This window comes from Rhizobium sp. Rhizsp82 (genome assembly GCF_047325115.1).
Lineage (GTDB): Bacteria > Pseudomonadota > Alphaproteobacteria > Rhizobiales > Rhizobiaceae > Rhizobium.
This window is the reverse complement of sequence record NZ_CP168569.1, coordinates 341,134-366,427: the sequence shown is the minus strand read 5'-3', so window position 1 is coordinate 366,427 and position 25,294 is coordinate 341,134. Positions and strand designations below refer to the sequence as shown.

The window sequence follows — 25,294 nt, the reverse complement described above, 5'->3', positions numbered from 1 at the left end:
GGGCAACGAAGGTGAATGTTCCAGCGGTCTACGGCTCAAGATTTGCAAACCGTGTCTGGCAGCGATCGCCTTCGGAACCGACCATTCGCTCGCAGCCCATCGCCAGTCGACGGCGCAGCTTTGCCAGACATGCGTCTGCGCCAAATTGTGCGACGAGACTCTTTCGCTCGAAGCCATCGCTGCGATGACAGAACCTACATTCTAGCACGATAACTGCGTCACGGAGGTCCTTTAGCCTGGGGCCATCGCCACCGGCCAGGTTGTGGTGTCTTCTGGCCATCTCTTCTCCAGGCGCAGGGCATCTCATCGCGCGGCAGCTAGCTAGCCGCATGGTTTTCAACAGGCAAGGCACCGACGGCGAATTTTTTCGATAACGGCATTTAAGCTGAAAGCTTCCACTATGGAATTGATTCACCTCGCTTATCTTTTCTATCACCCAGTTCGAGGAATAGATTCCTGGAATCGGCGATCTTGACGGCGGTCAAGATAAGGAACAAAAAGGGAACAATCAACTTTTCACGGCATGAAGCCGGATGTTTTAACGCGATTTCGAAAGGATTCGTGACAGATGACTGTTGCCCGCGAGCACGTTCTCGCCGACCTGCGAGAGCGCATTTCCGCCCTTGAAGGCGGGATCGCAAGACGTGCCGGTTCGCTGCCGTTCGGTGTAGCCGAGATCGACGCGACCTTGCCAGGCGGTGGTCTGGCGCGCGGCGCGCTGCATGAATTCGCGGGTGGGGGGGCAGGGACCGTCGACGGGGCGGCGGCAGCTTTGTTCGCCGCTGGTATCGCAGCTAGAACCACCGGTCAGGTGGTATGGTGCCTAACCCGCCCGGACCTGTTCATGCCTGCTCTGGCACAATCCGGTCTGCATCCCGGCCGGGTTGTCTTTGTCGAAGGAGACAAGGAGGAAGATGTCCTTGCCAGTATGGAGGAATGCCTGGCCTATGGTGGTCTCGGAGCGGTAGTAGGCGAACTCGTTCGACTTCCCATGACTGCCTCAAGGCGGCTTCAGTTGGCTGCAGAACGAAAGGGTACGATTGCCCTGGCCGTAAGGCGGTGGCGACGACAGATCGAAGCCAACGACTTTGGTCAGCCAACAGCGGCAACGACGCGCTGGAGGATCAGCGTCCTGCCAAGCGTTGATCTCCCGGTTCAGGGCGTCGGCAGGCCAAGGTGGTTGTTGGAATTAATGAGATCGCGTGCGGGCGAGTGTGCTGAGTTCGAAATCGGAGCCTGCGATGACAAGGGTCGTATCGATATTCTTCCCCGATCTGGCGACCGATCGGATTCGGAGAGCCGATCCCTCTATTCCGCTTGATCAGGCCATCGCGGTTATCGCGAAGTCGGGTTCCAGACGTTGGGTGTCTGCCGCCGATGACGCGGCGCGCAGGGCCGGAGTAACCCCTGGAATGCCGGCTGCCAAAGCGCAGGCGATCTTTCGCGACCTGAAGTTGGTGGATGCCGACCCTGTTGGCGACCAGTTAGCTCTCAAACGGATTGCGTTATGGGCGCTTTCCATCTACTCGCCCGTCGTCGCCGTGGATGGCAACGACGGTATCGTCATGAACACCGAGGGTGCCGATCATCTGCAAGGCGGCGAGCAGAAAATGCTCAGCCGTGTAGCAAGCCAGTTCAAAGCCAAGGGTCTTAACGCACGGGTGGCAATCGCCGACACCTGGGGCGCTGCTCATGCCTGTGCTCGATCGATCAGGCGTGAAACGGTCATCGTTGGCCGCGGTGAACTGTTCCATGCGGTGGCGAGGCTTCCTGTTGCATTGCTAAGGCTTGCCCCCAAGATCGTCGCCGATCTCGGGACGCTCGGGTTCCGGACCATCGGCGAGTTGTCGGCGACGGCCAGAGCGCCGCTCGCGCTGCGGTTCGGCCCGGAAGTCGGCCGGCGCCTCGACCAGATGTTCGGCCGGATCTCCGAACCGATCGAACCAATCCGCGAAGCCGACCGGATCGACGTATCACGCGCTTTCGCTGAACCCATCGCAGCCGCCGAAACGATCAACAAGTATGTGGGTCGGCTCATCCAGCAACTGATCGGCGAGCTCCAACGTCGCGGTCTGGGGGCTCGCAAAATAGACCTGATCGTCGAAAAGACCGACGGCACCCTCCAGGCGATAAGGGCAGGAACTGCCAAGCCCGCTCGCGACGAGGCCTGGCTGACGAAATTGTTCAAGGACCGCACCGAGAAAATCGAGCCAGGTTTCGGTATCGAGAAGCTGACGCTCATCGCGGTCGTGACCGAACCACTCCAAGAGCAACAGAAGACGTCGTCGCTTGTAGAGGAGGCGGCGGCAGACATTGCGCCTTTGATCGACATACTGGGCAATCGCGGTCAGCGCGTTTACCGTATCGCTCCGGTCGCCTCGGATGTTCCGGAGCGCAGCGTCAGACGGATTGCGCATGCTGGGGATGATATCCGAGGGACCTGGGACGGCCACTGGCGACGGCCGATACGGCTGCTTCACCAGCCTGACGAGATCAAGGCGCTTTCCCTCATGCCGGATTATCCACCGCGCAGCATCACCTGGAGGGGACGTCAGCATAATGTGCGCAAGGCAGACGGTCCCGAGCGTGTCTTCGGCGAATGGTGGACCTGCGAGAGCGAGCTTGAGGCCGTGCGGGATTACTACGTGGTGGAGAACGAGATGGGAGAGCGATATTGGATATTCCGCAGCGGTGACGGCGTCGATCCGGAGACGGGAGATCGCAAATGGTTCATGCATGGAATATTCGGATGAGATATGCCGAGCTCCAGGTCACCACCCATTTCTCGTTCCTGCGCGGCGCTTCTTCTGCCGACGAATTGTTTGCGACGGCAAAGGAGTTGGGCATCGAAGCGCTTGGCGTTGTCGATCGAAACTCCCTGGCCGGCATCGTCCGGGCGCTCGAGGCGTCGCGGGCCACGGGTGTTCGCCTGGTGGTCGGCTGCCGTCTTGACCTGCAAGAGGCAATGTCCATTCTCGTTTATCCGACCGACAGGGCGGCCTACTCTCGGCTGACCCGGCTGATCACGTTCGGCAAGGGTAGGGGAGGCAAGGACAATTGTATCCTGCAACTTGACGACCTCGCTCTCTACAGCGATGGCCTCATCGGCATTTTGGTTCCTGATCTGCCGGACGAGCTTTGCGCGCTCCACCTTAGGAAGATGTCCGAAATCTTCGGCGACCGAGCCTATGTTTCGCTCACCTTGCGACGTCGGCCGAACGACCAGATGCGGCTCCACGAGATTGCCAACATGGCGGCCAAGCACCGTGTTCGCACTGTCGTCACAAACGATGTGCTGTTTCACAAACCGGGGCGGCGTCAATTGCAGGACGTGGTCACCTGTATACGGAACAACACGACCATTGACGAGCTCGGTTTCGAGCGTGAACGCCATGCCGACCGATACCTTAAGCCGCCACACGAAATGGAGCGCCTCTTTCCGCGCTATGCGGAAGCTTTGGCCAGGACCACGGAGATTGCCGAGCGCTGCAGGTTCTCACTCGAAGAGCTCACGTACCAGTACCCGCAGGAGGCCATTGTTCCCGGCATGGATGCCCAGCAGTCGTTAGAGCATTATGTCAGGGAGTGCATTCCCCAACGATATCCGGAAGGTTTGCCCCAAAAGGTTCTTAGAGCCGTCCGACATGAACTCGATCTCGTCAAGGAGATGCGCTATGCGCCGTACTTCCTGACGGTGTTCAGCATCGTCAAATTCGCGCGGAGCCAGGGCATCCTGTGTCAGGGCCGGGGATCAGCCGCCAATTCGGCGATCTGCTACATCCTCGGGGTCACAAGCATCGATCCTGAAACCAACGATCTCCTCTTCGAACGCTTCGTATCCAAGGAGCGCGACGAGCCACCCGATATCGATGTCGACTTCGAGCATGAGCGGCGTGAACAAGTCATCCAGTGGATCTACAAGACCTACGGCAAGGAAAAGGCGGCGCTCTGCTCAACGGTCACGCGCTACCGGGCCAAGGGCGCGATCCGTGATGTGGGCAAGGCGCTGGGCTTGCCGGAAGACGTTATCAAGGCGTTGTCCTCGGGCATGTGGTCATGGTCAGAGGAAGTGCCCGATCGCAATATCCGGGAGCTGAACCTCAATCCCGCGGACCGCCGGCTGGCTTTGACCCTCAAGCTCGCCCAACAGTTGATGGGAGCGCCGCGTCATCTTGGCCAGCACCCGGGCGGTTTCGTCCTCACCCATGATCGCCTGGACGAGCTCGTTCCCATCGAACCGGCAAGCATGGCCGATCGTCAGATTATCGAATGGGATAAGGACGACGTTGAAGCCTTGAGGTTCATGAAAGTCGACGTCCTGGCGCTCGGCATGCTCACCTGCATGCAGAAGGCCTTCGATCTCATTCGCGACCATAAACACCAACCCCTGGATCTTGCTTCTATACCGCAGGAGGACGCCGCGACCTACGCAATGATACGCGAGGCGGATACGCTTGGGACTTTCCAGATTGAGAGCCGCGCGCAAATGGCGATGCTGCCGCGTATGAAGCCGAGGACTTTCTACGACCTCGTCGTCCAGGTAGCGATCGTTCGGCCAGGCCCGATTCAGGGCGATATGGTCCATCCTTACCTCCGCAGGAGAGAAGGCAAGGAAAAGGTCGAGTACCCGACACCGGAACTGGAGGCCGTCCTCGGCAAGACGCTGGGCGTCCCGCTGTTTCAAGAGTCGGCAATGAAGGTCGCCATGGTCTGTGCCGGCTTCACCGGTGGCGAAGCCGACCAGCTTCGAAAATCCATGGCGACCTTCAAGTTTACGGGCGGCGTCTCACGCTTCAAGGACAAGCTCGTGTCAGGCATGATCAAGAACGGATACTCAGCTGAATTCGCAGAGAAAACCTTTAGTCAGCTTGAAGGCTTCGGCAGCTATGGCTTCCCTGAAAGCCACGCGGCGTCGTTCGCACTGATCGCTTATGCTTCCAACTACGTGAAGTGTCATTTCCCTGATATCTTCTGTGCAGCGCTATTGAACTCCCAGCCCATGGGCTTCTACGCGCCTGCGCAAATCGTCGGAGACGCCCGAAATCACAACGTGGAAGTCAGGCCCGTCTGTATCAATCGCTCACGCTGGGACTGCACGCTTGAGGAGCTCGAAAACAATACGGGCCGGCATGCGGTCAGACTTGGCATGCGAATGGTCAAGGGGTTGGCCGTCGCCGACGCGGCACGCATTGTTGCTGCCCGCATGAACCGGGTATTCGAAAGTGTCGATGACTTGTGGCGACGTTCGAACGTTCCAACGGAAGCCCTTGAACAACTTGCTGAGGCGGACGCCTTCCTGCCGTCAATGAAGCTTGAACGCCGCGACGCGCTCTGGGCAATTAAGGCGCTACGCGACGAGCCCTTGCCGTTGTTTGCCGCAGCAGCCGAGCGCGAGGCAACGGTGATAGCCGAACAACAGGAACCGGACGTCCATCTGCGCCAAATGACTGAAGGGCATAATGTCATTCAGGACTACGGCCATGTCGGCCTGACACTCCGTGACCACCCGATCTCCTTCCTGAGGGCCGATCTCGCGAGGCGAAACATCGTCACCTGTTCGGACGCCATGAGCGCCCGCGACGGTCGATGGCTGATGAGCGCCGGCCTTGTTCTTGTCCGCCAGAAGCCGGGCAGCGCAAAGGGCGTCATGTTCATCACTATCGAAGACGAAACCGGCCCTGCCAATGTCGTCGTCTGGCCGTCGCTATTCGAGAAGCGGCGTCGGGTGGTGCTGGGATCGTCGATGATGGCGATCAACGGCAGGATTCAGCGCGAAGGTGACGTCGTCCATCTTGTCGCCCAGCAACTATTCGATCTCTCCGACGATCTGACAGGGCTTGCTGACCGCGATCTCGACTTCAAGCTGCCGACGGGCAGGGGTGATGAGTTCGCCCACGGATCTCCTGGAAGTCCGGATTCACGGGATCGCAGGCCGTCCGTCAGGCCAAGAGATATCTTTATTCCGGATCTGCATATCGATACGCTGAAGGTAAAGAGCCGGAATTTTCAGTGATATCCAGGTCGGGCGGCGCCCGTTTGCTGTGAGGAAAGCCGAAAAACATGAGCCGGTTGACGAAAGCTCGCCGACCGGATCATGTCCAAAGACGACAGTCCCTCATCGAGCCTGGCCCGGCAAACTGATAACCATGCACTCGAGCTGGCGGGTGTAGCGATGCCAGGGCCGCCGATGACGGGTCAATGGTGACGGCGTCGGGGCATTGGCGCCGATGGGCGGTTTTCGGTCGGTCAAACGGCCTTTGATCGACGCTTTGCGAGTCTTGCTTTGACGGACTGCAAAGATTTTTGTCCGATACAGAAGCGGTCGATCTGTTGCCGATCTGCCGGGACGTTCCCGGCCAGCTGCAAAGCGAGGGCAAGAAAAATTTGCCCGGTCCGCCACGCGTCTAGCGAGCTTGAATGAACAGTGCGCCGCTGCAACGTCTCGGGCGGCTCGCCGATTCCGAGCCATTCGCTCAAGCTCACCACCCCGGGGCTGACCGGCTGGCCGCGAGCGATGGCGGCCTTGGCCATCCGGTAGGTGCAGAAGATTCGACTTGGCAGGTCCAGTGTTCGAACATCGCCCTCGCCAAGCATCAAGAGGTCGCCGATCGCATCATGAGCGACACAGACCCGTCCTTCCACGGCCACGGCAATCTCATGTGAGATTTCCGCAAATGCTCGCGCTCCCTTGACGTCGCCGTCACGCAGTCCATGCTTTCTTGTCGCAAAGTAGCTGATCGCTCTTCCAGGGTCGACCAACCAGTGCCACTCCCGGGTAAACAGCCCGCCATCGAACTGGCACAGGGAGATTTCAACCGGGCGCTGGTCTCTGTTACCGTCGCCTTCGATATCGAGAGACAGGAAGCTGCCACGTGCGTAATCTTCAAGCGATTGTGAGATAGGACCGGTACCTTGAAGAGACTGGACCCCGTTTCACCAGGCCCATAGTCATCATGTCATCTGGATGTTTATGTGGCGCTTTGCCGGTACGTCAATCCCAGCTCGGCTTCCGGCATTCGCTCAACGCGCGCAGACCGGAGAGCTCGACTATTTAACCTACAAGCAATCTGGCGTCCCTTTCGCCGCGTTGGCAAAAGCGGAAGACCTTATCCGTCTGAAGAATTTTTTGGTGCCGTTGGCAACCATTTGCTTGTCCCTGCCAGCCGACCTCAGCCCAAGTCAGCCGTTCGGCTTTACCCGGGTACGTCGGCCATATTCGAGCAGGCTGTTGCGAGCCTTCCAGCTATCGCCAAGTGGAGGTGTGATCCGCAGCCCCGCGGCCGAAGACGAAGCCCGCCATAAACGCCAATGCTCCTACGCCGAGCAGGAGCCCAGTTGCCGTGTGGGTGATCGGCTGCCCCTGCCGCAACGGCGCTAGTTTCGCGCCGTACAGTGTCCACAGCGTTCTTCGCCACCTTACGCACACCCGTCGCGGGTTCGCGTGGAATGCCAGTGAAGCCAACACTGAGATCTTTCGACATTTTTGGTCCTCCTCATTGGTGTCGTCCAGAAACAGTCTTGGCGCCGGGATGTTCCCCGGCCTAAATCAAACCTGCAGCCCGCAATCGAAGAGCGGGGTGCAAACGCCGCGAAGGCCTTCGTGCCGACTTGGTCACAGGTTCGACTGAAATACGCTCTCGACGCCTTAGGCCAACGGCTTACCCGGCTGGTATAATTTCAACGCGAAGAAAGGATTGAGCGAGAGGGCTGCAGTTGCCAATGTGGCTGCGAGCGTGAATTTCATCGGCGCGAGCCACAGCGCGTCAACGGATCGAATAGTGGCTGAGGCTAGGTCGTCAGGCTCCTTTGCCGGTATGACCTCGGTTTGCTGCTGGTAGCCATCCTCAGGGGTTATGACGCCGACCGGGATGGGCAGGCCAATCGCATTTTCTGTCGACATGCTACGTCTCCTCTTTGTGAAATCGTGTAACGCCAGAGTGTCGGGCGAGTTCCAAGATTGGCAGATGACGCTGACCTGGCGATGACCATCGCGGTGCGTTCATAACCAGGCGCAGGTCTGGACAAAGGGTTTTTGTTCGCGCGGGTCCCGAACGTGTAGCGGAGCACGCTAGGCGGCGGTTCAGTAGAAGTCGAGAAAAAAGCCCCACGCTGGAGAATGGGGCCTGTCAACGATGATAGGATGCAGCCGGATACGCTGGCTAAGAACACCCCTCCGAAAGTCCAGCTGGGCTCCCGTCCGAACAGCGGCCTGCCTCTCGTTTCGGCGCTAGCTCTGCGACGATTGGGAGCGATACTCTTGCTTGTCGGTTATCAGAGGATGCCGAGGACGAGACCGACGCCGGCGAGCGCCGCGACGCTGCCCGCTACTTGAGTTATGATTGCGCCTCGGCGTTGATCAAGCTGGCTAAACAGCAATCCGGTTCCGATCCCCACCAAATGAAGCGATGCAGTGGCAGCGAGGAAGCCGATGGCGTAGGTAAGGCCCGACACATCCTCAGGCATCTCTGCTCCGTGAGCGTGCCCATGAAACAAGGCGAAGAGGCCGACAACACCCGTTGCTGCAGCCGTCGGTGTCTTGATCCTGAACGCGACGGATGCTCCGAGGATGATCACCGAGACGGCAATACCGGTTTCCACCATAGGCAGGTGCACGCCGGCGATGCCCAGGATCCCTCCAAAAACCATCAAACCGGTAAATGCCATCGGCAGGAGCCAAACAGCTTGTCCGCCAAGCTGGAAAGCCAGCAGACCGACCAGCACCATCGCAAGAGTGTGATCAATACCTGATATCGGATGCGCGAAGCCGTGCGCGAACCCGGATGGAGCACCCGCTCCGGTATGAGCGTAGGCAGCGGCTGGCATGATGAAACCACACAGAGCCAAAGTAGCGCGAATTAGTAGGCGTGTCATACGACCTCTCCATGCATTGAGCTTTCCCGCATCTGATCCAAACTTGTCATACAAGGCAAGGGGGTAAATGCCGTATTCTCATGAGGAGCAGAGGAAGCTAAGAGGCGGATCGCGGGTATCTGCGATCCGCCCGGCCAGCTACCTCACATCTTGATGCTGCAACCAAGTGTACGGCTTCCATGCAAGGGCTTGCAATGAGCCTCAGCGACTTACGCGGGACAAGCACCCGTCACTCGAGCGTGCTCGCAAGCACAGGGTATTCGTCGGTGTTGCTCGCCTGCTGTGCATTCGATGATCGGCATTCCGGCCGAAGCTAAGCGGCCCGTGTTAACCAGCCGCGCCGGCTATGCCAGCAGTTCCGGATTCTAAATGCCACCGTTAACAAGAAGCGCCCAGATTGTTCTTGCAATTTTATCGGCAAGGGCGACCGCCGCAACTTTGAAGGGACGTCGTCGCTTTAACGAGGCCACCCAGATGCGCGCATCCTCTTTAGTGTTTCGAACGACAGACATAGCTCCCGCGACGATCAACGATCTCAGTTCGCAGTTGCCCCTTTTGGTGATCCCGCCAGTCCAGGTGCGCTCGCCGCTCGAGAGCGTTCGGGGAGTAAGGCCCGTCCATGAACCGAAGTGGCGCGCAGACTTGAAGATGCTGGCATCTGGTACGAATGCTTTGACGGCAGTGGCGGTCATCGGTCCCACCCCTGGGATCGTCATGAGCCTCCTCATTTCGTCGTCAGCCTTCGCATGAGCCTTTATTGCCTTTTCGAGACCGGCGATATCTTGAGAGAGCCTGTCAATCTGCTTCGCAATGATCCTGAGAGCAGCCCTGGCCTGCGGCGGCAAGATGGTGTTTGTTCGGTTGCGGACCGCTGCAACCAATGTGGGAACATTGGCAGCTCCCGGACGAGAAACGATGCCAAATTCGGCTAGGTGGGCTCTCAACGCATTTACTGCTTGAACGCGCTGACGCACCAGGAGCGCCCGCGTTTTGAACAGCATCGTAGAGGCTTGATGACCTGCCGACTTGACCGCTACGAAGCGCATCGACTTCCTGGAAGATGCTGCGTGGATCGCCTCGGCATCGTTCGCATCGGTCTTGTCACGGTTGACGAACGGCTTCACATATGTGGGGTGGATCAGGCGGACCTCATGACCGAGCGCGGCAATTGAGCGGCCCCAGTGGTGGGCTGTCGCACAAGACTCCATCGCGACAACGCATGGCGGCACCTTACGAAAGTAGTCCAGGATTGCCGAGCGCGCTATCTTCCTATTGAACAGTTGCTCGCCTGCTCGTTCGCCCCGTAGACTTGAAAAACGTTCTTCGCGATATCCAGTCCAATTGTCGCGACGGCCATCTCTGCATCCCTTTTGGTTTGTGAAACGATGCCAGGATGCCTTAGATAGACGACACATATATCGTCGGGGGACGTTGATGGAACTGGAAACGATCAAGAAAAGCGGGACCAAGGCAATCGATTTGCAGATCGGCGTTCGGTTAAGGGAAGTTCGCAAGAATGCGGGATTATCGCAGAAGATTGTTGCGGAGAGGCTAGGAATATCATTCCAGCAGCTCCAGAGATACGAGCAGGGCGAAAACCGGGTGACCGCGGCTTCGCTCCACCACATTGCCCAGCTGTTCGGCCTCCCAATGGAGTATTTTGTGAGCGGGGAAGCAGCGAAAGACACGAGGTAGTCCTTGTGACCGACGATGAGGCCAGATTGATAGCCCGGTTACGGCGGGTGGAGGCTTCCGTGTTCAACCAAGTGCGCGAACTGGTGGAGCTTAAGTCATTGTAATGCCCCGACTTGGGGTGAGCGGAGGGCGCGTTCACCGCAAACGCCGACATGCGAGCTCATGGCCACGGGATCTATAAATTTTCGCTTCTTGCCGGGCTGCGGCGGTAGGATCGGCACGGAAGATAGACGATCCCATGGTGGGAAAGCCGTATCAAGGGGTCACAAAATGATGTTTGATACCCTGCATGATCCGAACACACGGGCTTGGCCACAGTCCCGGAAGCCGTCGTTATGCGCACCGCATGATGGCGCGTACTCCATATCTGTACGGTTTCAAACCATCTTCTCTCTTTTCGCAAATTGCTTAACCAGCGTATGATGTCATGCTCAGAGAAAGATGGGACCGTCGATGATGTTCAGTGATCTCATTGGACGAAACGTCCTCGTCGTTGAGGACGAATATCTACTGGCCGTCGATATCGAATTGGCGATGGAAGAACATGGCGCGAACGTTATCGGCCCTTATCCAGATCTACAAGGCTCCTTGGGAGCTTTGGCGAAAGCGGCCGTCGATTTTGCGGTTCTCGATGTCCGGCTCGGTTCGGAAAATGTATTCGAACTGGCCGATATTCTGTATAATCGAAAAGTGCCGTTTGTCTTCGTGACCGGCTATGATCGCAGCCGCATGCCAAAACGCTTCGCACGAGTTCCCTGCCTCAGCAAGCCGGTCCAAATGGATGAACTAATGATTAAAATCGCATCGCTAACAGCTAAACAGGCTGTACGTCACTGACTGATCCTGCGGTCGCTTAAGCTCCGGACCGGTGTTTCATTCGGTTCCAAGCGCCGACTGTTAATTGGCCACCAATCACAGTGAGGAACGTCTGCTTAGCTTCCGGTTTTAGCGGATGTTTCTAATTCCGCGATTTTGGCGACGCAGTCGGCGATGGATACTCCACTAAGCACTCTGGCTACTGCAGCGTCAGCATGCTCGCCGAGTTGATCGCTGATGGTGCCGATATTACGTGTTACTGCGCACAAAGAAGGGATTTTTTCGCGTGCGGCCCATGATCGTTGATCGGGCAGTATCGCGTTGTAGATCTCGATAAGTGGGATTTTTTCGGATTTTCTAGCCAGGCCGATACCGCCGCCCGATCCGTCCTTGGACGCCAAAATGCCCGCCTTCGTTAACGTGGAAACAAGTTTTCGCACGAAACTAGCGTTCGTATTCAAAGCTTCGGCAAGGATGGGGCTTGTCGTTCGCACGCCGGCGGCCTCATTCACCGCTACAGTGACGACGATATGGAGTGCTGTTGGAAAACGTGTGTCGGCCATCGCCGTGAGATAGCGTCAACCACGCCGAAATCCAGCGAGTATGACGGTTTGTTAACGGTCCCTGTGAGCGCTATGAAGAGACGCTCCTGCGAGAATATCGGCCAGCGTCTCACGCGGTTTTAGTCCTCGTGTAGCTCGCAAAACTATCCCGTACTGTGTAGGGATTTCATCGTCCAGTTTGGGATCTTGGACCTTGATAGTGGCGTGGGCGTGGGATGGTACGCAGCGCCGAATGCCGCTATGATTTCAGCAAGAGCAAGACTCTCGATCACCGATATAATCGCCGGGACTTCCGTCACTGTAGGACGCTGGCTCCCGCAGAGGCCGACCCGGGGCAGTGGGGTGGTTGTAGGCTATGGAAGAAGCGCACCGAGCGAAATCAGAAAATTTTCCGGGTGACACAAGTCTTCCCCTTGTTTGCTTTTCATAAGCACATCTCGCTTGCGGCCGGCCATCAACGATGGCAGCCCCGAACGCCAACGAGGTTGTCTGAACCCTTGCTTAAGGGATGCTCCGTTGCTGCACGCCAAAGAGGTGGCGTATTCGAGCGGCAAGCGACACCGGATGATCTTCAACCGCAGAGCGCCCATCGATCTTTAAGTGTTCTTCTGTTTCGACACGTTTTGCCAGAAGTTGACTGAGTTCCTCCGCCAAGGACGGGCGCTGGTGCATCACGCTGGCCAGGTGTTCTTTGGAGATCTCGTAGACCACAACAAATGTCAGGGCGCGCATGGTTGCCGGCTCGGGCGCTCCCATCAGCACGCCGCGCTCACCGAAGAGGTCGCCTGGAGCCAGCCGGGTGAGTTCTTCTCTTCCATGATCACTGACGCGTTCGATCGTGACGACGCCACTGCGAACGATCATCAACGATGTCATCGAAGCGTCTTGTGGAGCGATGACGACGCCCTTCTTGAACGCCAGACGCTCCATGCTGTTGGCCAGAGCCTCCATCTCATCCTCGGTAAGCGTCGAGAAGAGCGGGATGGACGTCAGTAGCCTCCACGGCGTTCCCGGGTGCTTCGATCCGGGATCAGGGTTCATCACCGCCGATGCGTTCGCCGCCAAGGACAATTGGATCCCCGCCGCCTTCGCGTGCCTATACACAAGGTCGAAGATTTCGTTCTTCGCCACGCCAGTTTGCCCAAGGCTCGAAACCTTGAACGAGAGCTCAACTTCAACAGCGGAACCGTCCAGTGCGGTAACGGATACCGACGGGGGCGGCGACTTCAAAATCGAATTGGCGCTCAGCAGCACCGTCCTCATGGTCTCTTCGATCAGCGCCGGCGACTTCGACGGCAGCGCCCGGATTACCACTTTTGAGCCATGGATGGCGTCGCCGCCAGTCAGGTTGGTCAGCGTTGCCTTGGCCAACGCGCTGTTTGGCACGATGACAAGATCATTGGCGTCGTTAAGAAGGTGAGTGGAGCGCCAGTTGGTTTCGACGACTTGACCGCGAACGCCGCCCTCAACTTCAATCCAGTCACCAACCGAGTAAGGACGCCCCAGGTTCAGCGCTATGCCAGAGAACACGTCGTTCAACGTGCTTTGCAGAGCCAGCCCTAAGACGATAGCGAATACCCCGGATGTTGCAATGAGCGTCCGCACGGGAAGGTCGAACACAAAGGCGATTATGGATAGGGCCGCTCCAATGTATATGATGGCAACCAATAGATCTTGCAGGAGGCGACCTTCACGCGGTTTACGCTCGATGATGAGGTAGACGCGAACCGAGCTTGCGATAACCATCGCTCCGCCTGCCCACCAGGTCGCCTTCGCAATGCCAATGAACATCCTGTGGGGGAGGTCTTCATCGTCGATCACCGTCGTCCATGGTGCGACGTCATGGCCGACAAGTAGGATTGTGAGGAGGACAAAGAAACCGATGTGAATAAGGAAACGGTCAGTGGCCTTCCCTTGAACGATTATCCTCGCCAGGACCAACAACAACACCAGCGTTACGAATTGGCTGATCGGGTCCCCGGCAATGTGTACGATAGTGTCGAGGCCTGCTTCCATTCGCGCCTTCCTTGGACTGCCTGGCAAGCGGCCACTTGAAAGCCATGCCTATATGTCCGTCAAGCGAAACGATGTCAAAAGCCTTTACGACGTGAACTTCCAACAAATGAGGCCGCGATCATGCCACTTTTCCTCGCAAGAAAAGTCGCGCCAATGTTGGCAGATTCGAGACGAGGACCCTAATGCTAAAATTTCCACTCGCCACCATCGTATGCTGTCTCTCCCTCGCGCAGATCGCCGACGCTTCAAGTGACGCAGCTTGGAACGGCCTCTTTGCAAAGGCCAATGGCAAGTGCATCGGGCAGTCACGGATGGTTTCCCCGGAAGCGACTACACCGATCCTCTTCGATGACACTGTGGGAAAAATCGCAATCCTGCTTCGCGAAAGGAACACCAAGACCAAAAAAATGGTCAACCTGATATGTCTTTACGACAAGAAGTCAGGGAAAGTATCCATTGCCGAGTACAACTGGCTCGGCCAATAGGTCGCCGGCCGTAGCCGCTTCCTCACGGTCGGTCCCCGCGATGATGCGGATAAGATCCCGTTTACAGCTCGTCAGTTGACAACATTGGCAGTGTTCAAACGGGGTCAGTTAATACGGACGGAGGGAGGACATCGCGGCTGGCGATCATCGTGACAGGCTTGGGGCGCTGGAGGCGAGGACATCCGCGGCCGACCTTGAACAGACGATGTTTCGCCCTAGCTTGCTAGAATCACCTCCATGAGCGCCGGAGTTCGAATGAACCAGCCGCTTATCGTCGACGCGATTTCTCCCTATGTGAGTCACTGTTTTGCCAGACACACTAAAGCCGCTTGGAATGACGCCCGAGCAGATGACGGCGGTCCTCCTCAACTTCAGTGCCACCTTGGAGGCGTTCGCCCGCCGAGTCCCTCGCGAAAGGGTCGCCCTCTCAGTTTTGGTCGCCAATGCAGCAGCCGCGGTCGGCGAGATGGCCGTCGAGGTAGGTGAGGGCGATGAGGACATTGCAACGGAAATCATCACCTCGACCGCTCGCTTAGTTTCCACCATACGTAAGGTCGTCGAAGGACCGGTTGGCGGTGCCGCAATCCATTGAGTGATCTCGGCCTGTCTGCCTAATCCGGGATGCCAATCAGCATCTCATTGGCGACCGCCGTAGGGGCCAAACGGTTTTCTGATCCTCTAACACGAAACGACTAATAAGCCGCGCGCGTCTCAGTCGCGTGAGCTTTCTGTTGCCGTGCCAACCACGGTAGGATTTGCCGTTGGTACGGTGGCAGACGGGAACTCCAGCTGCCGGTCGATGTTAAATAGGGGTCGCCCGACGAGAGATTGGCTTGCCATTCTTCTTTCCTTTCCCGCGTTGGGAGGCGCTCCCAATGGATGACCAACTTAGCGCCAGTGTTGCACTGGCGTTATTTTTTTGCCGGCTGGAAACTTTCATTGATACAAGCAGTTCGAATGCGGTCACTGCGGGCGCATTGTCTAAGACGTGCACACGACCTGCTAGCCCACGGTGATCCTTCGAGAAGATGCGTCGTATTCTGCTGTGTGCGGCGCATCTTTTTGCGTCTACAAAAAGCGCTATCGGCGCACCCGCGGTGAGGGTAGGAGAGCCATTCTCCAACGGGATCCGCAGACCGCTATGACAGGGCCGCAACCGCCAAAGACTTTGGTGAGGTCATCGCCGGACTGTATTAAGTCTAACGATAATCTCTTGGCAATGGTGTCTGCTTAGCCAATGCCTACACGCACGTTAACCGAAGCGGTGGCCGTGTCTACCATCATTTTTGGGTGAAACAGCACAGCCGTTTACCGGAGGCGGGGCAGTGGGGCAAATAGCGGGCTTGTGGGCGTGTTGAAACTGATATCATTTGGCTGTCTCCGGTGGGAATCACGATAGACATTTAGCTGGACAAGCGCGCAAGCGATCTGGACACGTTGCAGTATGGAAAGTGTTGCTGAAGAGCTACTTGAAGAGCTTATGAGCTATCTACGCGATGCAGCGGTCGAGGAAATTCTGCCGCGATTCCGATCTGTCTCCTCTGACTCGAAGCGTGCCAAGACAAGCTTTGACGATATCGTAACTGATGCGGATATTGCGTCCGAGCATCTGATTGCTGAAAAGCTGAGGACGAGGCTGCCCGACATCGTGATAATCGGCGAGGAAGCGGTGTCAGAAGATCCATCGTTGTTGGATCGTCTCTCCGGAGCCGACCTAGCCGCCGTCGTTGATCCGTTAGACGGCACGTGGCATTTCGCACACGGTTCGCCGATGTTCGGCAGTATCCTGGCGATCGTATCACGGGGTAGAACCATCGCCGGAATTATACACTATCCGGTGCTTGGGGACTTCCTCATTGCCCGACCCGGCGGGGGCGCTTGGCATGTGGGGGCGGATGGAGCTTCCACGCGGCTGGCGGTCGCGGGGGGAGGTTCAGTAAATGAAATGCAAGGTTTTGCAGCAGTTCACGCATTCGAAGCTCAAACGCGCGCTTCGGTTGCGTTGGGCGTGTTGAACTTTAGCCGCGTCACATCTTGGCGCTGTTCAGCCTGGGAATACCGGATGTTGGCAACGGGTGCCATGAGCTTTTGCTTAAACGAAGGCATGAACCCATGGGATCACGCGGCTGGGATATTGATTCACGCGGAAGCGGGTGGTTATGCAGCAACCACTACGGGCCAGCCGTATCGACCAACAGTTGCAAAGGGTCACCTCCTAGCGGCGCCGGACTGCCGGTCGTGGAAGGCTATCCTCGAAGCACTATCCTATCGTTGATTTAGCGCCATTCTGCGCGGTCCACTGACATCGGTGAATGCGAGACGGGCTTGCCTCGACCGTAAGCCTCCGAATTGAAATGCTGAAGAGGATCACTGTGTCGTCTGATGCGTCGCGGAGACGATCGCGGAAACGTACGCTGGTGAGGTGGTTTAGTGGGTATCGTGCTACGCTCGTCGGAAGCCCGTTGAGCCTGAACGCTCGGAACAGGAAGGGCCTGGTCGATTGGCCATGTCGACGGCCACTAGATCGAAAAAGACGGTAACTCCGACCGTCATCGGCAGACCAAGAGATCGTGATTGTCCGCCGAGAACAACTGAAAGATCCATAAACCTTCAGGTGAAAAATTTAGAACGCTTCCTGTTTTGCAGACGCCGAGCCATACGGTCTGATATGGCCGCCGAGAGCAGAATGATCAGCAGCAATGCGGGCCCGGCCGTTATGCCGATCCATAGGCTCCGCTCGCCCCACTTGAGACAAATTCCAATGACACCAGCGCCAAATGAAGCTGCTAAGGCAAGTGCCAGCGATCCGACCGCGCCTCCTCCTAGCCCGGATACGACTGTCCAAATAATGACACTGATAAACGCTAGGGACCACATCAAACCTCTCCATCGCTCGCGCCGTTTTAGAAGCCATTCGTTCACTTATCGTGAAAACGCGCTTAAGCTCGCTCGCGCCCTCGTCGACGACACTTCGTAGCGCCAGTCTGCGCTCAAGCCTATGCGTGAGCTTAGCGAGCGCGGGACGCCAATGACGGGCACGGGAAGTGGTCCATCGACGCCTAACAGCTTTCCACTCTGCGAAAGATCTGCGGCGAGCTAGTCATTCAAATGCGGTATGGAAAATTTGGCATCTGCAGCGGCAATCCCGGCGAACCGAGTTGCAGCGATGACCATTCGCGGCCTCTTTCAGCGTCGGGACCACCGTGGAGGGTCATTGTCCTGATTTTCGCAATGTCCGCCGAGGAGCTTTTCGCTCATCTGGCAACGATTGATACAGCGAATCCCCGTCTGCAGGTTAAGTGATGCAAATTTGCTTGTCGACCATTGTCGCGTCCCTTTGGTGCCGCGGCATCGAGGTCGGTGACGAGTAACTCAACGAGACTTAGTCGCCGACGAGTACTGCATGGTAATTTCCGTGACACAAGCAAGCAGCGTGGCCGCCTCAACCGATCGCGAAAAATAATAGAAAGTCTGGGCTCTCCGCCGCGCTTTGGCGACGCCGGCCTGTTTCAGCACTCGTAGATGTTGCAAAGCAGCACCTTCGGTGATGCCGATGATCTCTTGGAAGTCGACGGCGGTCCGCTCCCTCTCAAGCATCAGTTCCGTCATATAGTATCGGATCGGGTGGCTGAGCGTACGCAAAAGTAGATCCGCCTTTTGCAAATCAAAAGGCACGATCACATTGAATGCATCACTGTCAGATTTTCCCATAGATTATCTCCCCCACCTCGGACACTACTGGCACTAGAAGAATATTGGAAATGGTTAATCGGATATCCGGCTAAAAGCGTGCAGGTCCGGAGAGAGGCAATCTTGCCAAGGCAGCGCCTCACTATGAGTTATTGGAGCGGGCAGCGCCACGATCTCGGTGCGCTGCGCTTTTTATGCTTCTTAAGCACTAGCCCTACAAGAACGATAGGCAGTCATCGTAAGCGGCCGAGAATGCCAGCGAGCACGCTCTTGCCGTTTGCCTCGTTACCGTAGGACCAGTTGGTCCATGAATTGCCATCGGGTCTGCTTCAGAAGGCCTCGAACTCAATGTTGCTTCAGGCTCTCGTCGATGATTTGGATCGCTAGCCCTCCGAACTTGTCGGTGAGCTCGTCACGGACGAAATCGGGCGGTTGTTCCGGGTGTGCGTAGCGGGAAGTAGGATTTCGATAAGAAAGCTTATCGATGAACACTCGCTTGAAGGGTCGGCGTACTCACTCGCCAAGGCAGTTTGTTTGTCATGATCAACGGCTGGCCGGTTTCGTCGAAGATAGAGCAGGCAACAGGATGAGCAGGACGTAGGCGGATGGGATAGCAATGTTATGGGACATGAGAGGTTTTCCTTCGACGAAAGGAAGCCCCGTCATCCGAGCTTTGTTCCAGTACGCTTTGGGACGTGCAGGGTGAGGGCGCCAGCGTGCTTGTGCTGCAGGAGCGTCGTGCGAGTTCAGACACCTGCCTGACGCTCCCGTGCAAACCGGGAAAGCTCCTCGGCCTCAAGCCGCTCGATCCCGATCATGTGATTGCCAGCTTCGCTCGAGCGGATGAGTTCGTCCACCTTGACTTGCAAGGCCGCCATGTCGCGGTTCTGCGAATGCTGCATGATCAAAAGAACGAACAGCGCCGCGCTCGTGCCGATCATGTTTGAAAGCAGGAACCATTCCGTTGGCAGGCCGAACATCGCGCCAGCCGCGCACCACAGCATTACGAGTGCGAACGCCCCTGCGACCGTGAAACGGTGACCGGCAACCCGAACAACTGCTTCAGACAATGCGAGGAACAACGGTCTCATGCCTCCGAAATGCTCAGACGTCGGGTGGGTTCCACGCGACGTCGTTGCAATGTCGTGGGATCGGCGTAGGCTCCCTCACGTGCATAGACGCTCGTGCGAAGGAGGGTGCGATGTTCCAGGCGTTCGACAGTGGCGGGAAGCAGCCGTTGGGACCGGACGAAGTCTTGATGGTACAGGGCCTTGTGAAAGAATTCTGCGAGGCCAAATCAATCGATTCCGGTTGTCCCGAGGCGCATGCCGCCGCGAAGGATCTTCTCGGATGGTTTCAGGCCGGCGTCACCGACAAGAACCGTCTTCGCGAACTATTGACTTCCCGCGACTGATCGGGGCCTCCGACGACGATGCACCTCCCAGTCCTGGTCATTACAGGAAGGGCGCTCGTCGGGCTGCGGTCAAGCAACTCGTCCGCTGTCGTTCGGTCAGACGATGACGGCTTAAACTTGCTGACCGCATCAAGGCGACCGCAAGGTCCGCGAAGGAACCAACAAGATAGCTCGCGACGCTCTAGCGGAAGAGCGAAGCTCCGCGAGGCGAAACCGAGCGTCTGCGCGCCGCCCGGTTCAGGCCGAGCAGCAATCCATGTCAGCTCGGTTTGATGTCGGAGAGGTCGACCGACACGACGAGCGGCTCCGGCACGCGCTGCCCGTCCGGTTGGCGCGGGTAGATCCGGCGTTCCGTTGGAAAGACGCAACGCAAAGTCTTCCGACGGCCGTTGGAATGTCCACCTGCCCGGTCTACCCGGAAATTCTGTCGCGCGTTGGAGCGGTGTCCCCGCCAGGCTTGTCCATCACAAAAAAAGAAGATCAGCAACGCTCTTTCAAGCTGCCTTCTGGTCGCCGCTTAGCGAGAAGCTTAGCTAAGGCATCACCAGATTTTGTCAGAGCCCAGTGTCAAACTGCGAGCGAAATCTTGCAACAGAGTTCGCAATTCGGGTACTTGCACCTTTAGAGCAGCGTCGGTGGGATTCATCCATATGACGTCTCGTTCCGCCCGTTCGGGAAAACGCTTCTTACGACGACGGACCTTGATAACATAAACCGACACCAGCGGCTCGACCTTACTACCGTCTGAGAGGATCTTCGCGTACCTGAACTCGCCAAAGATCCTGCGCTTGACCTTTCCGATAACGCCGGCTTCCTCCCACGCCTCCCGCTCGGCGACCTCATGCGGGAGGAGGCCGGCGATCGGCCATCCCTTCGGGATCATCCAACGGCCGGTTTCGCGTGTGGTAATCAGCAGCACTTCGGGGCCGTGGTCCTGTAGTCGCATGCATATTGCGCCGATCTGCTGATATTCAGCAGCAGGCGCGGTCGGACTATCTGTGGCAACCATCCAATCACCGCCAATCTCGTGATCCAACCGAGAATGGGTGTGAGAGTTCCCAGGAACCCATTCAGTGGTCATTCAACGCGCTGTCGTCACTGCTGTTACGCGTCTCGATTGCGATATCGTGTAATTCTTCCACTCGGTTCGACTTTTCTTCGGAAGCGAGGATGACCGCATAGAACGCAGCGCGTGCGATATCCTTTTTCGTGGCTTCGGGATGTTCTGTTCGCACCGCAGAAATCAGCTCTTTTGGCTTCATGCCTGGCCGGGCGAGCGATGCCACGGTCTTCGCGATGCTAGCTGTCTCCGCCATGGCTTTCTCCTTCATCAGGTTGCCTTCTGCTGCCGGACTTCTACCTGACACCCGGCTGCTGATCGAGTTATTGTTTATGAAACTTTCTTGACAGTCGGCGGCGGTACAAGGGCGGGGGATGCCATGCCAGCAGTCGTGCAGGAACGTTCGCCGAGCTTCATAGGCGTGCCACTAATTGACGGTACCTTCATCACCTGTTGCTTCGGCAGGGCAGGGCTCGCCGCACCGGCTGAGAACCTTCCAATGGAACGATCGGCCCTTCCCGATCTTATGGTGGCAGCCGCAACAGGAGTTCATCGAATGGATACGGAAAACGACAGGCGCGACCGGGCTTATAAGATTTGGGAGGATGAAGGTCGCCCAGAGGGAAAGCACGACGATCATTGGAAGCGTGCCGGCGAGGGGCAACAAGTCAGCGAAGAAGAGGCTGCAGAGATTACCAGGGCGAACGAGGAAGCCGAACGCGCTTTCAATGACGACGCCTCCAAGGACTCGAATATCCGACCGCCCTCTACCATCAGCCCGGACTGATCAGACGCCAAGGTCGAAAGAGGTTAAGGCTACGTCCAAACAATACATGACGGCGACGACGCCTGACGGCTAAAGCCTCCAAAAGCGCTTCGTGTCCAGCACCTCATCGAGCGCGTCCTGTGCGGCATCGATCAGTTTGCCCCTGGCACCGTGATACATGACAGTGTCGGCGGCAGGGTGATTCGATAGACCGTGTCGGTTCAGCACATCCGGCTCAGTGACGAGATCATTGAGAGCGCCGAGCTGGTCTTGCAACGCTTCCATTGCCTTGAGGAACTTGCTATGCCGCCGCGCGCTGCGCTTGTCATCGAAAAGCGAGGCGAAGAACTCCGCTGCATATCTGAACTTCTTCGCATCTTTCCGGACTTCGTGCCGATCTTGGTCGTCCAGCTTCTTTAGCGCGCGCCCGTCCTTTTTCAAACGCTTGCGCTGCTTTTCAAGCACCCCGGCCGCAAAAGCCTGCGACGCATCCGACGCTTCGCCTGTCCCGAGGCCGCCCGAGAGGTAATCGCCGCATTGGAGCCATTCGACCACGTCAAGCATGAGCGCACGTGTCCTGGAGGATTCCAACGCGTCGAGAGCGTCGCGATACGTTGCTTTCCTTGCGGTCTTCAGCCTCCAGATGAAATCCGGATCGACGGCCTTGGCGAGAAGCACATCGACATTGCGGGCTTCCCCAAGCACGCCAGCGAGCCAACGCAGCTCATCCTTTAGCCATTGCGGCTCCTGGTTTTCGAGGATCGGCTTGAACAATGAAAACGCCGAGCGCAGACGCCGAAGGGCCACCCGCGCCTGGTGGAGGGCTTCAGGATTTCCCCCGCGCATAAAAACGTCTTCATTCAACCGGAAATGTCTCAGACATGACAGTGCGACCGACTGGAAGGCAAAGGCGGGACTCCCTCCGCGGTCGAGGTAGATTGGTTCCGACTTGAAGACCGTCTTCTGCGCATCGATGAGCAGGAACCCCCGCTCGGACTTGGAGATGACGCCGAACCTGAAGGCAGCGATCGCATCGACCTTCCTTGCAAGCGCGAAGAGGTCGCCAGGACTTCCGTCTTTCAACTCAATTTCGAGCTCGCGGATCGGAGAGCGGCGCTCACCGGAGATCACCTCGCCCTGGTCAACGACGACCTCGATACGGGATCCGTTCTCGTCAACGTTCCAGAGGCGCCTTTCGACGACGACGTCGAAGACAGGTTCGAGCCTTAGTTCCTTGCCAAACTCGCCGATCAGCGGGCTCGTATGATCGAGAACAGGCTCGTCTCCTTCCACTGGTATTTCCCACTCGGACCTGGCAAACAACGCTCGGCTTGGCCCGGTAGCCTTCACCGTTTGAGTTCGCGCATCGCCGACTTTCCGGATGCGAAGACTATAACCTTGCTTCCACATTGTGCGCTCGGGCGTGTCGAAATATGTGGAACGCTGCTGAAGAGTTCTGTCAGGCTCGCCAAGAAGATCGGATCCGAGGAGGGCGACGCAGGCATCCTGTGAAAGATCAAGCTTGATTTCGGTTTCCGACGACAAGATATGCTCCGGTTGCGATTACAAGGAAAGCGGTCTGACCGCCGCGACTTCGCGGTCATTGTTCGAATGAAGATAGGAAGAATTTCGGGAACGCCATGCAAGCGAACGAAAACTTTTCAGGGACCGGAGCGTCCCGCGAGATCACGCAGGCTGGCGCCATCTGCTACCGACAGGGTGGGGTGGTTGAAATCCTGCTTATCGGCAGTCGTCGCAACGGAAGATGGGGCATTCCCAAAGGGCATATAGACGAAGGCGAAACCAGTGGCGTCGCGGCTAAACGCGAATCCTTTGAGGAAGCGGGCGTTATCGGTCGGATCGATCAGGCGATTTTCGGCTTCTTCGCCTACGTGAAGGACAGCGCACCGCATCGCTACCATGTCACCGTCCACCTCATCGAAGTGGTGGAGATCGCGCTCGAATATCCGGAAAGAGGCACTCGCAAGCAGAGTTGGTTCCCGCTCCCAATCGCTGCACGTGAAGCGTCGCAGCCTGGCTTGCGAGCGCTCTTGATGGAGTTTGGCAGCAGCCATGGCGTTCCATTCGGTGCATGATAGGACAGTATCGGACGGATCTGCCTCGCTGTTATGCGGCTTTAAGGCAACCGGATCGGGGACGGCAGATGAGCGCAGTCGCTGCCATTGCGGAGCATGCCGACCTCTGCCAGAGGAATTGCCTTCTGCTGCGGTCCGCTCCAGCGAGAACTTCACGTCGCGCGAGTTGGCGCTTTCGCCGCTGAACCTGACGAAGCGCCTTACGCCGTTGCAGAGGATGGCCGATAAAGCTGGCTCCTGTCTCAAGACAGCTCCAGCTGAACCCACGCATTGGTCCTTGCATTTGTGGAGTTTATATCCATAAATGCAAGGATGATGATTGAGCGTAGAATTGAATCCAAGCTTTTAGCTCTTCTTGAGGAAAGTCCCGCCGTGGCTTTGCTCGGACCTCGTCAGGTCGGCAAGACAACCTTGGCAATCGATGTCGGCAAAACCAGGCCGTCTATATATCTCGATCTGGAATCGGAGGCTGACAGGGCCAAGCTTTCGGAACCAGAGCTTTATCTGTCGGGCCATGACGACAAGCTGGTCATTCTCGATGAAGTTCATCGCCTCCCAGGCGTGTTTCAGATCCTTCGTGGCCTGATCGATCGCACCCGACGAGCCGGTCGGCGCGCTGGCCAGTTTTTGCTTCTCGGATCGGCCTCCATCGATCTTCTCAGGCAATCCGGCGAGTCGCTCGCAGGCCGTATTGCCTATCTTGAGATGCAACCTGTCGATGGGCTAGAAGTCGCGGACGACGCACTTGATACGCTGTGGCTAAGGGGTGGTTTTCCGGACAGCTTTCTGGCGGCAACCGATCGTGGGAGCCTGCGCTGGAGACGGGATTTCATTCGCACCTATCTCGAACGCGATATTCCGCTTCTCGGGCCGCGCATCCCTGCCGAAACGCTAAGACGGTTCTGGACAATGCTGTCACATCGCCAGTCAGGGCTCCTCAACGCGGCCGAGCTTGCTCGCTCCCTGGGCGTCGATGGAAAAACCGTTGCGTCCTACCTCGATCTTCTCGTCGACCTGCTTCTCGTACGCCGCCTCGAACCATGGCATGCCAATGTCGGCAAGCGACTGGTCAAATCACCGAAAATCTATGTCAGGGATAGTGGCCTTGCTCACGCGCTTCTGGGACTTGGCAGCACTGAGCAATTGCTCGGCCATCCGATTGTCGGTTCTAGCTGGGAAGGCTTCGTGATCGAGACGCTGATCGCGGCAGCACCTGATGGCACAGCTGCGAACTTCTATCGCACGTCGGCCGGCGCCGAAATCGATCTCCTGCTGACCCCTGCAGGTGAGAAGCCTTGGGCAGTGGAGATCAAGAGAAGTCTTTCGCCAAAACTCGAAAAGGGGTTCTATTTTGCCTGCGAAGAGATCCAGCCGCAGAAGCGCATCGTCGTTTATCCCGGCCAGGAAACCTTCCCCCTCCCCAACGATGTGACGGCCATGTCGCTTCCAGACGCTGGCCGACTTTTGCTTGACCTATAGCCGAAGAGACAGACATCTCGTCCCCGTGCAACACATGCGATGCCAAATCGAATTATGGGACGGCAAGATGTCGGACGGCAGGACCCTTACTGATATCTTGCGCAATTCCGTCGCTGCAGCCTCCATGATACGGGTGACGACCAGAGCCGCGAATTCAAAGTCCCGAGCTCCTTCGGGCTGGGAGCCCGCATCAAGCTGGCCAAACGGTTCGACTACGCTACCGATTGTTGTCTTCTTTGCGCGGGAGGCGGTGTAATGCGCCGATTCAAGGTTTGCGGCGGCGGCAACGGACAACTGTTCTACGCCCATGAAAGACCGGCAGAACAGGGTTCTGGAGGTCTTG

Annotated in this window: 23 protein-coding genes; 12 read left to right on the top strand and 11 right to left on the bottom strand. The window is 57.4% G+C overall.

The genetic code is table 11. The features are described from left to right. Positions 1-568 precede the first annotated feature (568 nt). The 3 genes from ACEN84_RS01785 to ACEN84_RS01775 are packed head-to-tail and all read left to right on the top strand — an operon-like array spanning position 569 to position 6,013. Positions 569-1,321: an ImuA family protein gene (locus ACEN84_RS01785; protein WP_148194866.1), complete on the top strand. Its 753-nt coding sequence runs from the start codon at positions 569-571 to the stop codon at positions 1,319-1,321. After that, positions 1,242-2,753, top strand: a complete 1,512-nt coding sequence (locus ACEN84_RS01780) for a Y-family DNA polymerase (RefSeq protein WP_413708957.1) — start codon at positions 1,242-1,244, stop codon at positions 2,751-2,753. Before ACEN84_RS01785 ends, ACEN84_RS01780 begins: the two co-directional genes overlap by 80 nt. Continuing rightward, entirely contained in the window at positions 2,750-6,013 is a 3,264-nt protein-coding gene (locus ACEN84_RS01775) for an error-prone DNA polymerase (protein ID WP_413708956.1), read from the top strand. The genes ACEN84_RS01780 and ACEN84_RS01775 overlap by 4 nt, the downstream gene beginning before the upstream one ends. 233 nt (positions 6,014-6,246) lie before the next feature. On the opposite strand, the gene ACEN84_RS01770 is transcribed toward ACEN84_RS01775, so the two are convergent. From ACEN84_RS01770 to ACEN84_RS01755, 4 genes are all read right to left on the bottom strand, one after another. Beyond that, positions 6,247-6,759: a hypothetical protein gene (locus tag ACEN84_RS01770; RefSeq protein WP_413708955.1), complete on the bottom strand. Its 513-nt coding sequence runs from the start codon at positions 6,757-6,759 to the stop codon at positions 6,247-6,249. Between the two features lie 886 nt (positions 6,760-7,645). After that, positions 7,646-7,900 (bottom strand): hypothetical protein, encoded by a 255-nt coding sequence (locus ACEN84_RS01765; RefSeq protein WP_203431543.1) that lies wholly within the window; start codon positions 7,898-7,900, stop codon positions 7,646-7,648. 371 nt (positions 7,901-8,271) lie between these two features. Beyond that, positions 8,272-8,871 (bottom strand): HupE/UreJ family protein, encoded by a 600-nt coding sequence (locus tag ACEN84_RS01760; RefSeq protein WP_413708954.1) that lies wholly within the window; start codon positions 8,869-8,871, stop codon positions 8,272-8,274. 365 nt (positions 8,872-9,236) lie between these two features. Next, the gene (locus ACEN84_RS01755; protein WP_413709014.1) at positions 9,237-10,151 is read right to left on the bottom strand and encodes an IS110 family transposase; all 915 of its coding nucleotides are present in this window, start codon (positions 10,149-10,151) and stop codon (positions 9,237-9,239) included. Positions 10,152-10,305: 154 nt separating this feature from the next. Here ACEN84_RS01755 and ACEN84_RS01750 point away from each other — a divergent pair, with 154 nt between their 5' ends. Further along, positions 10,306-10,566 carry a helix-turn-helix domain-containing protein gene (locus tag ACEN84_RS01750; protein WP_148194859.1) on the top strand — a complete coding sequence of 87 codons (261 nt, stop codon included), beginning with the start codon at positions 10,306-10,308 and terminating at the stop codon, positions 10,564-10,566. A 453-nt stretch (positions 10,567-11,019) separates the two neighbouring features. Beyond that, entirely contained in the window at positions 11,020-11,403 is a 384-nt protein-coding gene (locus ACEN84_RS01745; protein WP_199629979.1) for a response regulator, read from the top strand. A gap of 95 nt (positions 11,404-11,498) precedes the next feature. Here the strand turns inward: ACEN84_RS01745 and ACEN84_RS01740 are convergent, their stop codons facing one another. Next, positions 11,499-11,945 (bottom strand): Rrf2 family transcriptional regulator, encoded by a 447-nt coding sequence (locus ACEN84_RS01740; protein WP_148194857.1) that lies wholly within the window; start codon positions 11,943-11,945, stop codon positions 11,499-11,501. Between the two features lie 501 nt (positions 11,946-12,446). Continuing rightward, positions 12,447-13,961: a cyclic nucleotide-binding domain-containing protein gene (locus ACEN84_RS01735; protein WP_148194856.1), complete on the bottom strand. Its 1,515-nt coding sequence runs from the start codon at positions 13,959-13,961 to the stop codon at positions 12,447-12,449. 182 nt (positions 13,962-14,143) lie between these two features. On the opposite strand from ACEN84_RS01735, the gene ACEN84_RS01730 reads away from it, so the two are divergent. From ACEN84_RS01730 to ACEN84_RS01720, 3 genes are all read left to right on the top strand, one after another. Then, positions 14,144-14,446 (top strand): hypothetical protein, encoded by a 303-nt coding sequence (locus ACEN84_RS01730; RefSeq protein ID WP_148194855.1) that lies wholly within the window; start codon positions 14,144-14,146, stop codon positions 14,444-14,446. Positions 14,447-14,780: 334 nt separating this feature from the next. Then, positions 14,781-15,038, top strand: a complete 258-nt coding sequence (locus tag ACEN84_RS01725) for a hypothetical protein (protein WP_246777738.1) — start codon at positions 14,781-14,783, stop codon at positions 15,036-15,038. Positions 15,039-15,890: 852 nt separating this feature from the next. Continuing rightward, positions 15,891-16,721: an inositol monophosphatase family protein gene (locus ACEN84_RS01720; RefSeq protein WP_413708953.1), complete on the top strand. Its 831-nt coding sequence runs from the start codon at positions 15,891-15,893 to the stop codon at positions 16,719-16,721. A gap of 1,097 nt (positions 16,722-17,818) precedes the next feature. On the opposite strand, the gene ACEN84_RS01715 is transcribed toward ACEN84_RS01720, so the two are convergent. Both ACEN84_RS01715 and ACEN84_RS01710 read right to left on the bottom strand, forming a co-directional pair. Beyond that, positions 17,819-18,157 carry an ArsR/SmtB family transcription factor gene (locus ACEN84_RS01715; RefSeq protein ID WP_148194853.1) on the bottom strand — a complete coding sequence of 113 codons (339 nt, stop codon included), beginning with the start codon at positions 18,155-18,157 and terminating at the stop codon, positions 17,819-17,821. A gap of 725 nt (positions 18,158-18,882) precedes the next feature. Next, positions 18,883-19,227, bottom strand: a complete 345-nt coding sequence (locus ACEN84_RS01710; RefSeq protein WP_413708952.1) for a low affinity iron permease family protein — start codon at positions 19,225-19,227, stop codon at positions 18,883-18,885. 110 nt (positions 19,228-19,337) lie between these two features. On the opposite strand from ACEN84_RS01710, the gene ACEN84_RS01705 reads away from it, so the two are divergent. Next, positions 19,338-19,550 carry an acetyltransferase gene (locus ACEN84_RS01705; protein ID WP_148194852.1) on the top strand — a complete coding sequence of 71 codons (213 nt, stop codon included), beginning with the start codon at positions 19,338-19,340 and terminating at the stop codon, positions 19,548-19,550. Positions 19,551-20,091: 541 nt separating this feature from the next. Here the strand turns inward: ACEN84_RS01705 and ACEN84_RS01700 are convergent. Both ACEN84_RS01700 and ACEN84_RS01695 read right to left on the bottom strand, forming a co-directional pair. After that, positions 20,092-20,559: an NUDIX hydrolase gene (locus tag ACEN84_RS01700; RefSeq protein WP_413708951.1), complete on the bottom strand. Its 468-nt coding sequence runs from the start codon at positions 20,557-20,559 to the stop codon at positions 20,092-20,094. Positions 20,560-20,620: 61 nt separating this feature from the next. Continuing rightward, positions 20,621-20,881: a hypothetical protein gene (locus ACEN84_RS01695; protein ID WP_413708950.1), complete on the bottom strand. Its 261-nt coding sequence runs from the start codon at positions 20,879-20,881 to the stop codon at positions 20,621-20,623. Between the two features lie 108 nt (positions 20,882-20,989). On the opposite strand from ACEN84_RS01695, the gene ACEN84_RS01690 reads away from it, so the two are divergent. After that, positions 20,990-21,397, top strand: coding sequence for a DUF2934 domain-containing protein (locus ACEN84_RS01690; protein ID WP_413708949.1), 408 nt, complete (start codon positions 20,990-20,992; stop codon positions 21,395-21,397). Between the two features lie 69 nt (positions 21,398-21,466). Here the strand turns inward: ACEN84_RS01690 and ACEN84_RS01685 are convergent, their stop codons facing one another. Then, the gene (locus tag ACEN84_RS01685) at positions 21,467-22,921 is read right to left on the bottom strand and encodes a CHAD domain-containing protein (protein ID WP_413708948.1); all 1,455 of its coding nucleotides are present in this window, start codon (positions 22,919-22,921) and stop codon (positions 21,467-21,469) included. 95 nt (positions 22,922-23,016) lie between these two features. Here ACEN84_RS01685 and ACEN84_RS01680 point away from each other — a divergent pair, with 95 nt between their 5' ends. Both ACEN84_RS01680 and ACEN84_RS01675 read left to right on the top strand, forming a co-directional pair. Next, positions 23,017-23,472 carry an NUDIX hydrolase gene (locus tag ACEN84_RS01680; protein WP_413708947.1) on the top strand — a complete coding sequence of 152 codons (456 nt, stop codon included), beginning with the start codon at positions 23,017-23,019 and terminating at the stop codon, positions 23,470-23,472. A 315-nt stretch (positions 23,473-23,787) separates the two neighbouring features. Further along, a complete protein-coding gene (locus tag ACEN84_RS01675) occupies positions 23,788-24,951 on the top strand; it encodes an ATP-binding protein (RefSeq protein WP_112712737.1) in 1,164 nt (387 codons plus the stop codon). Positions 24,952-25,294: the final 343 nt, after the last annotated feature.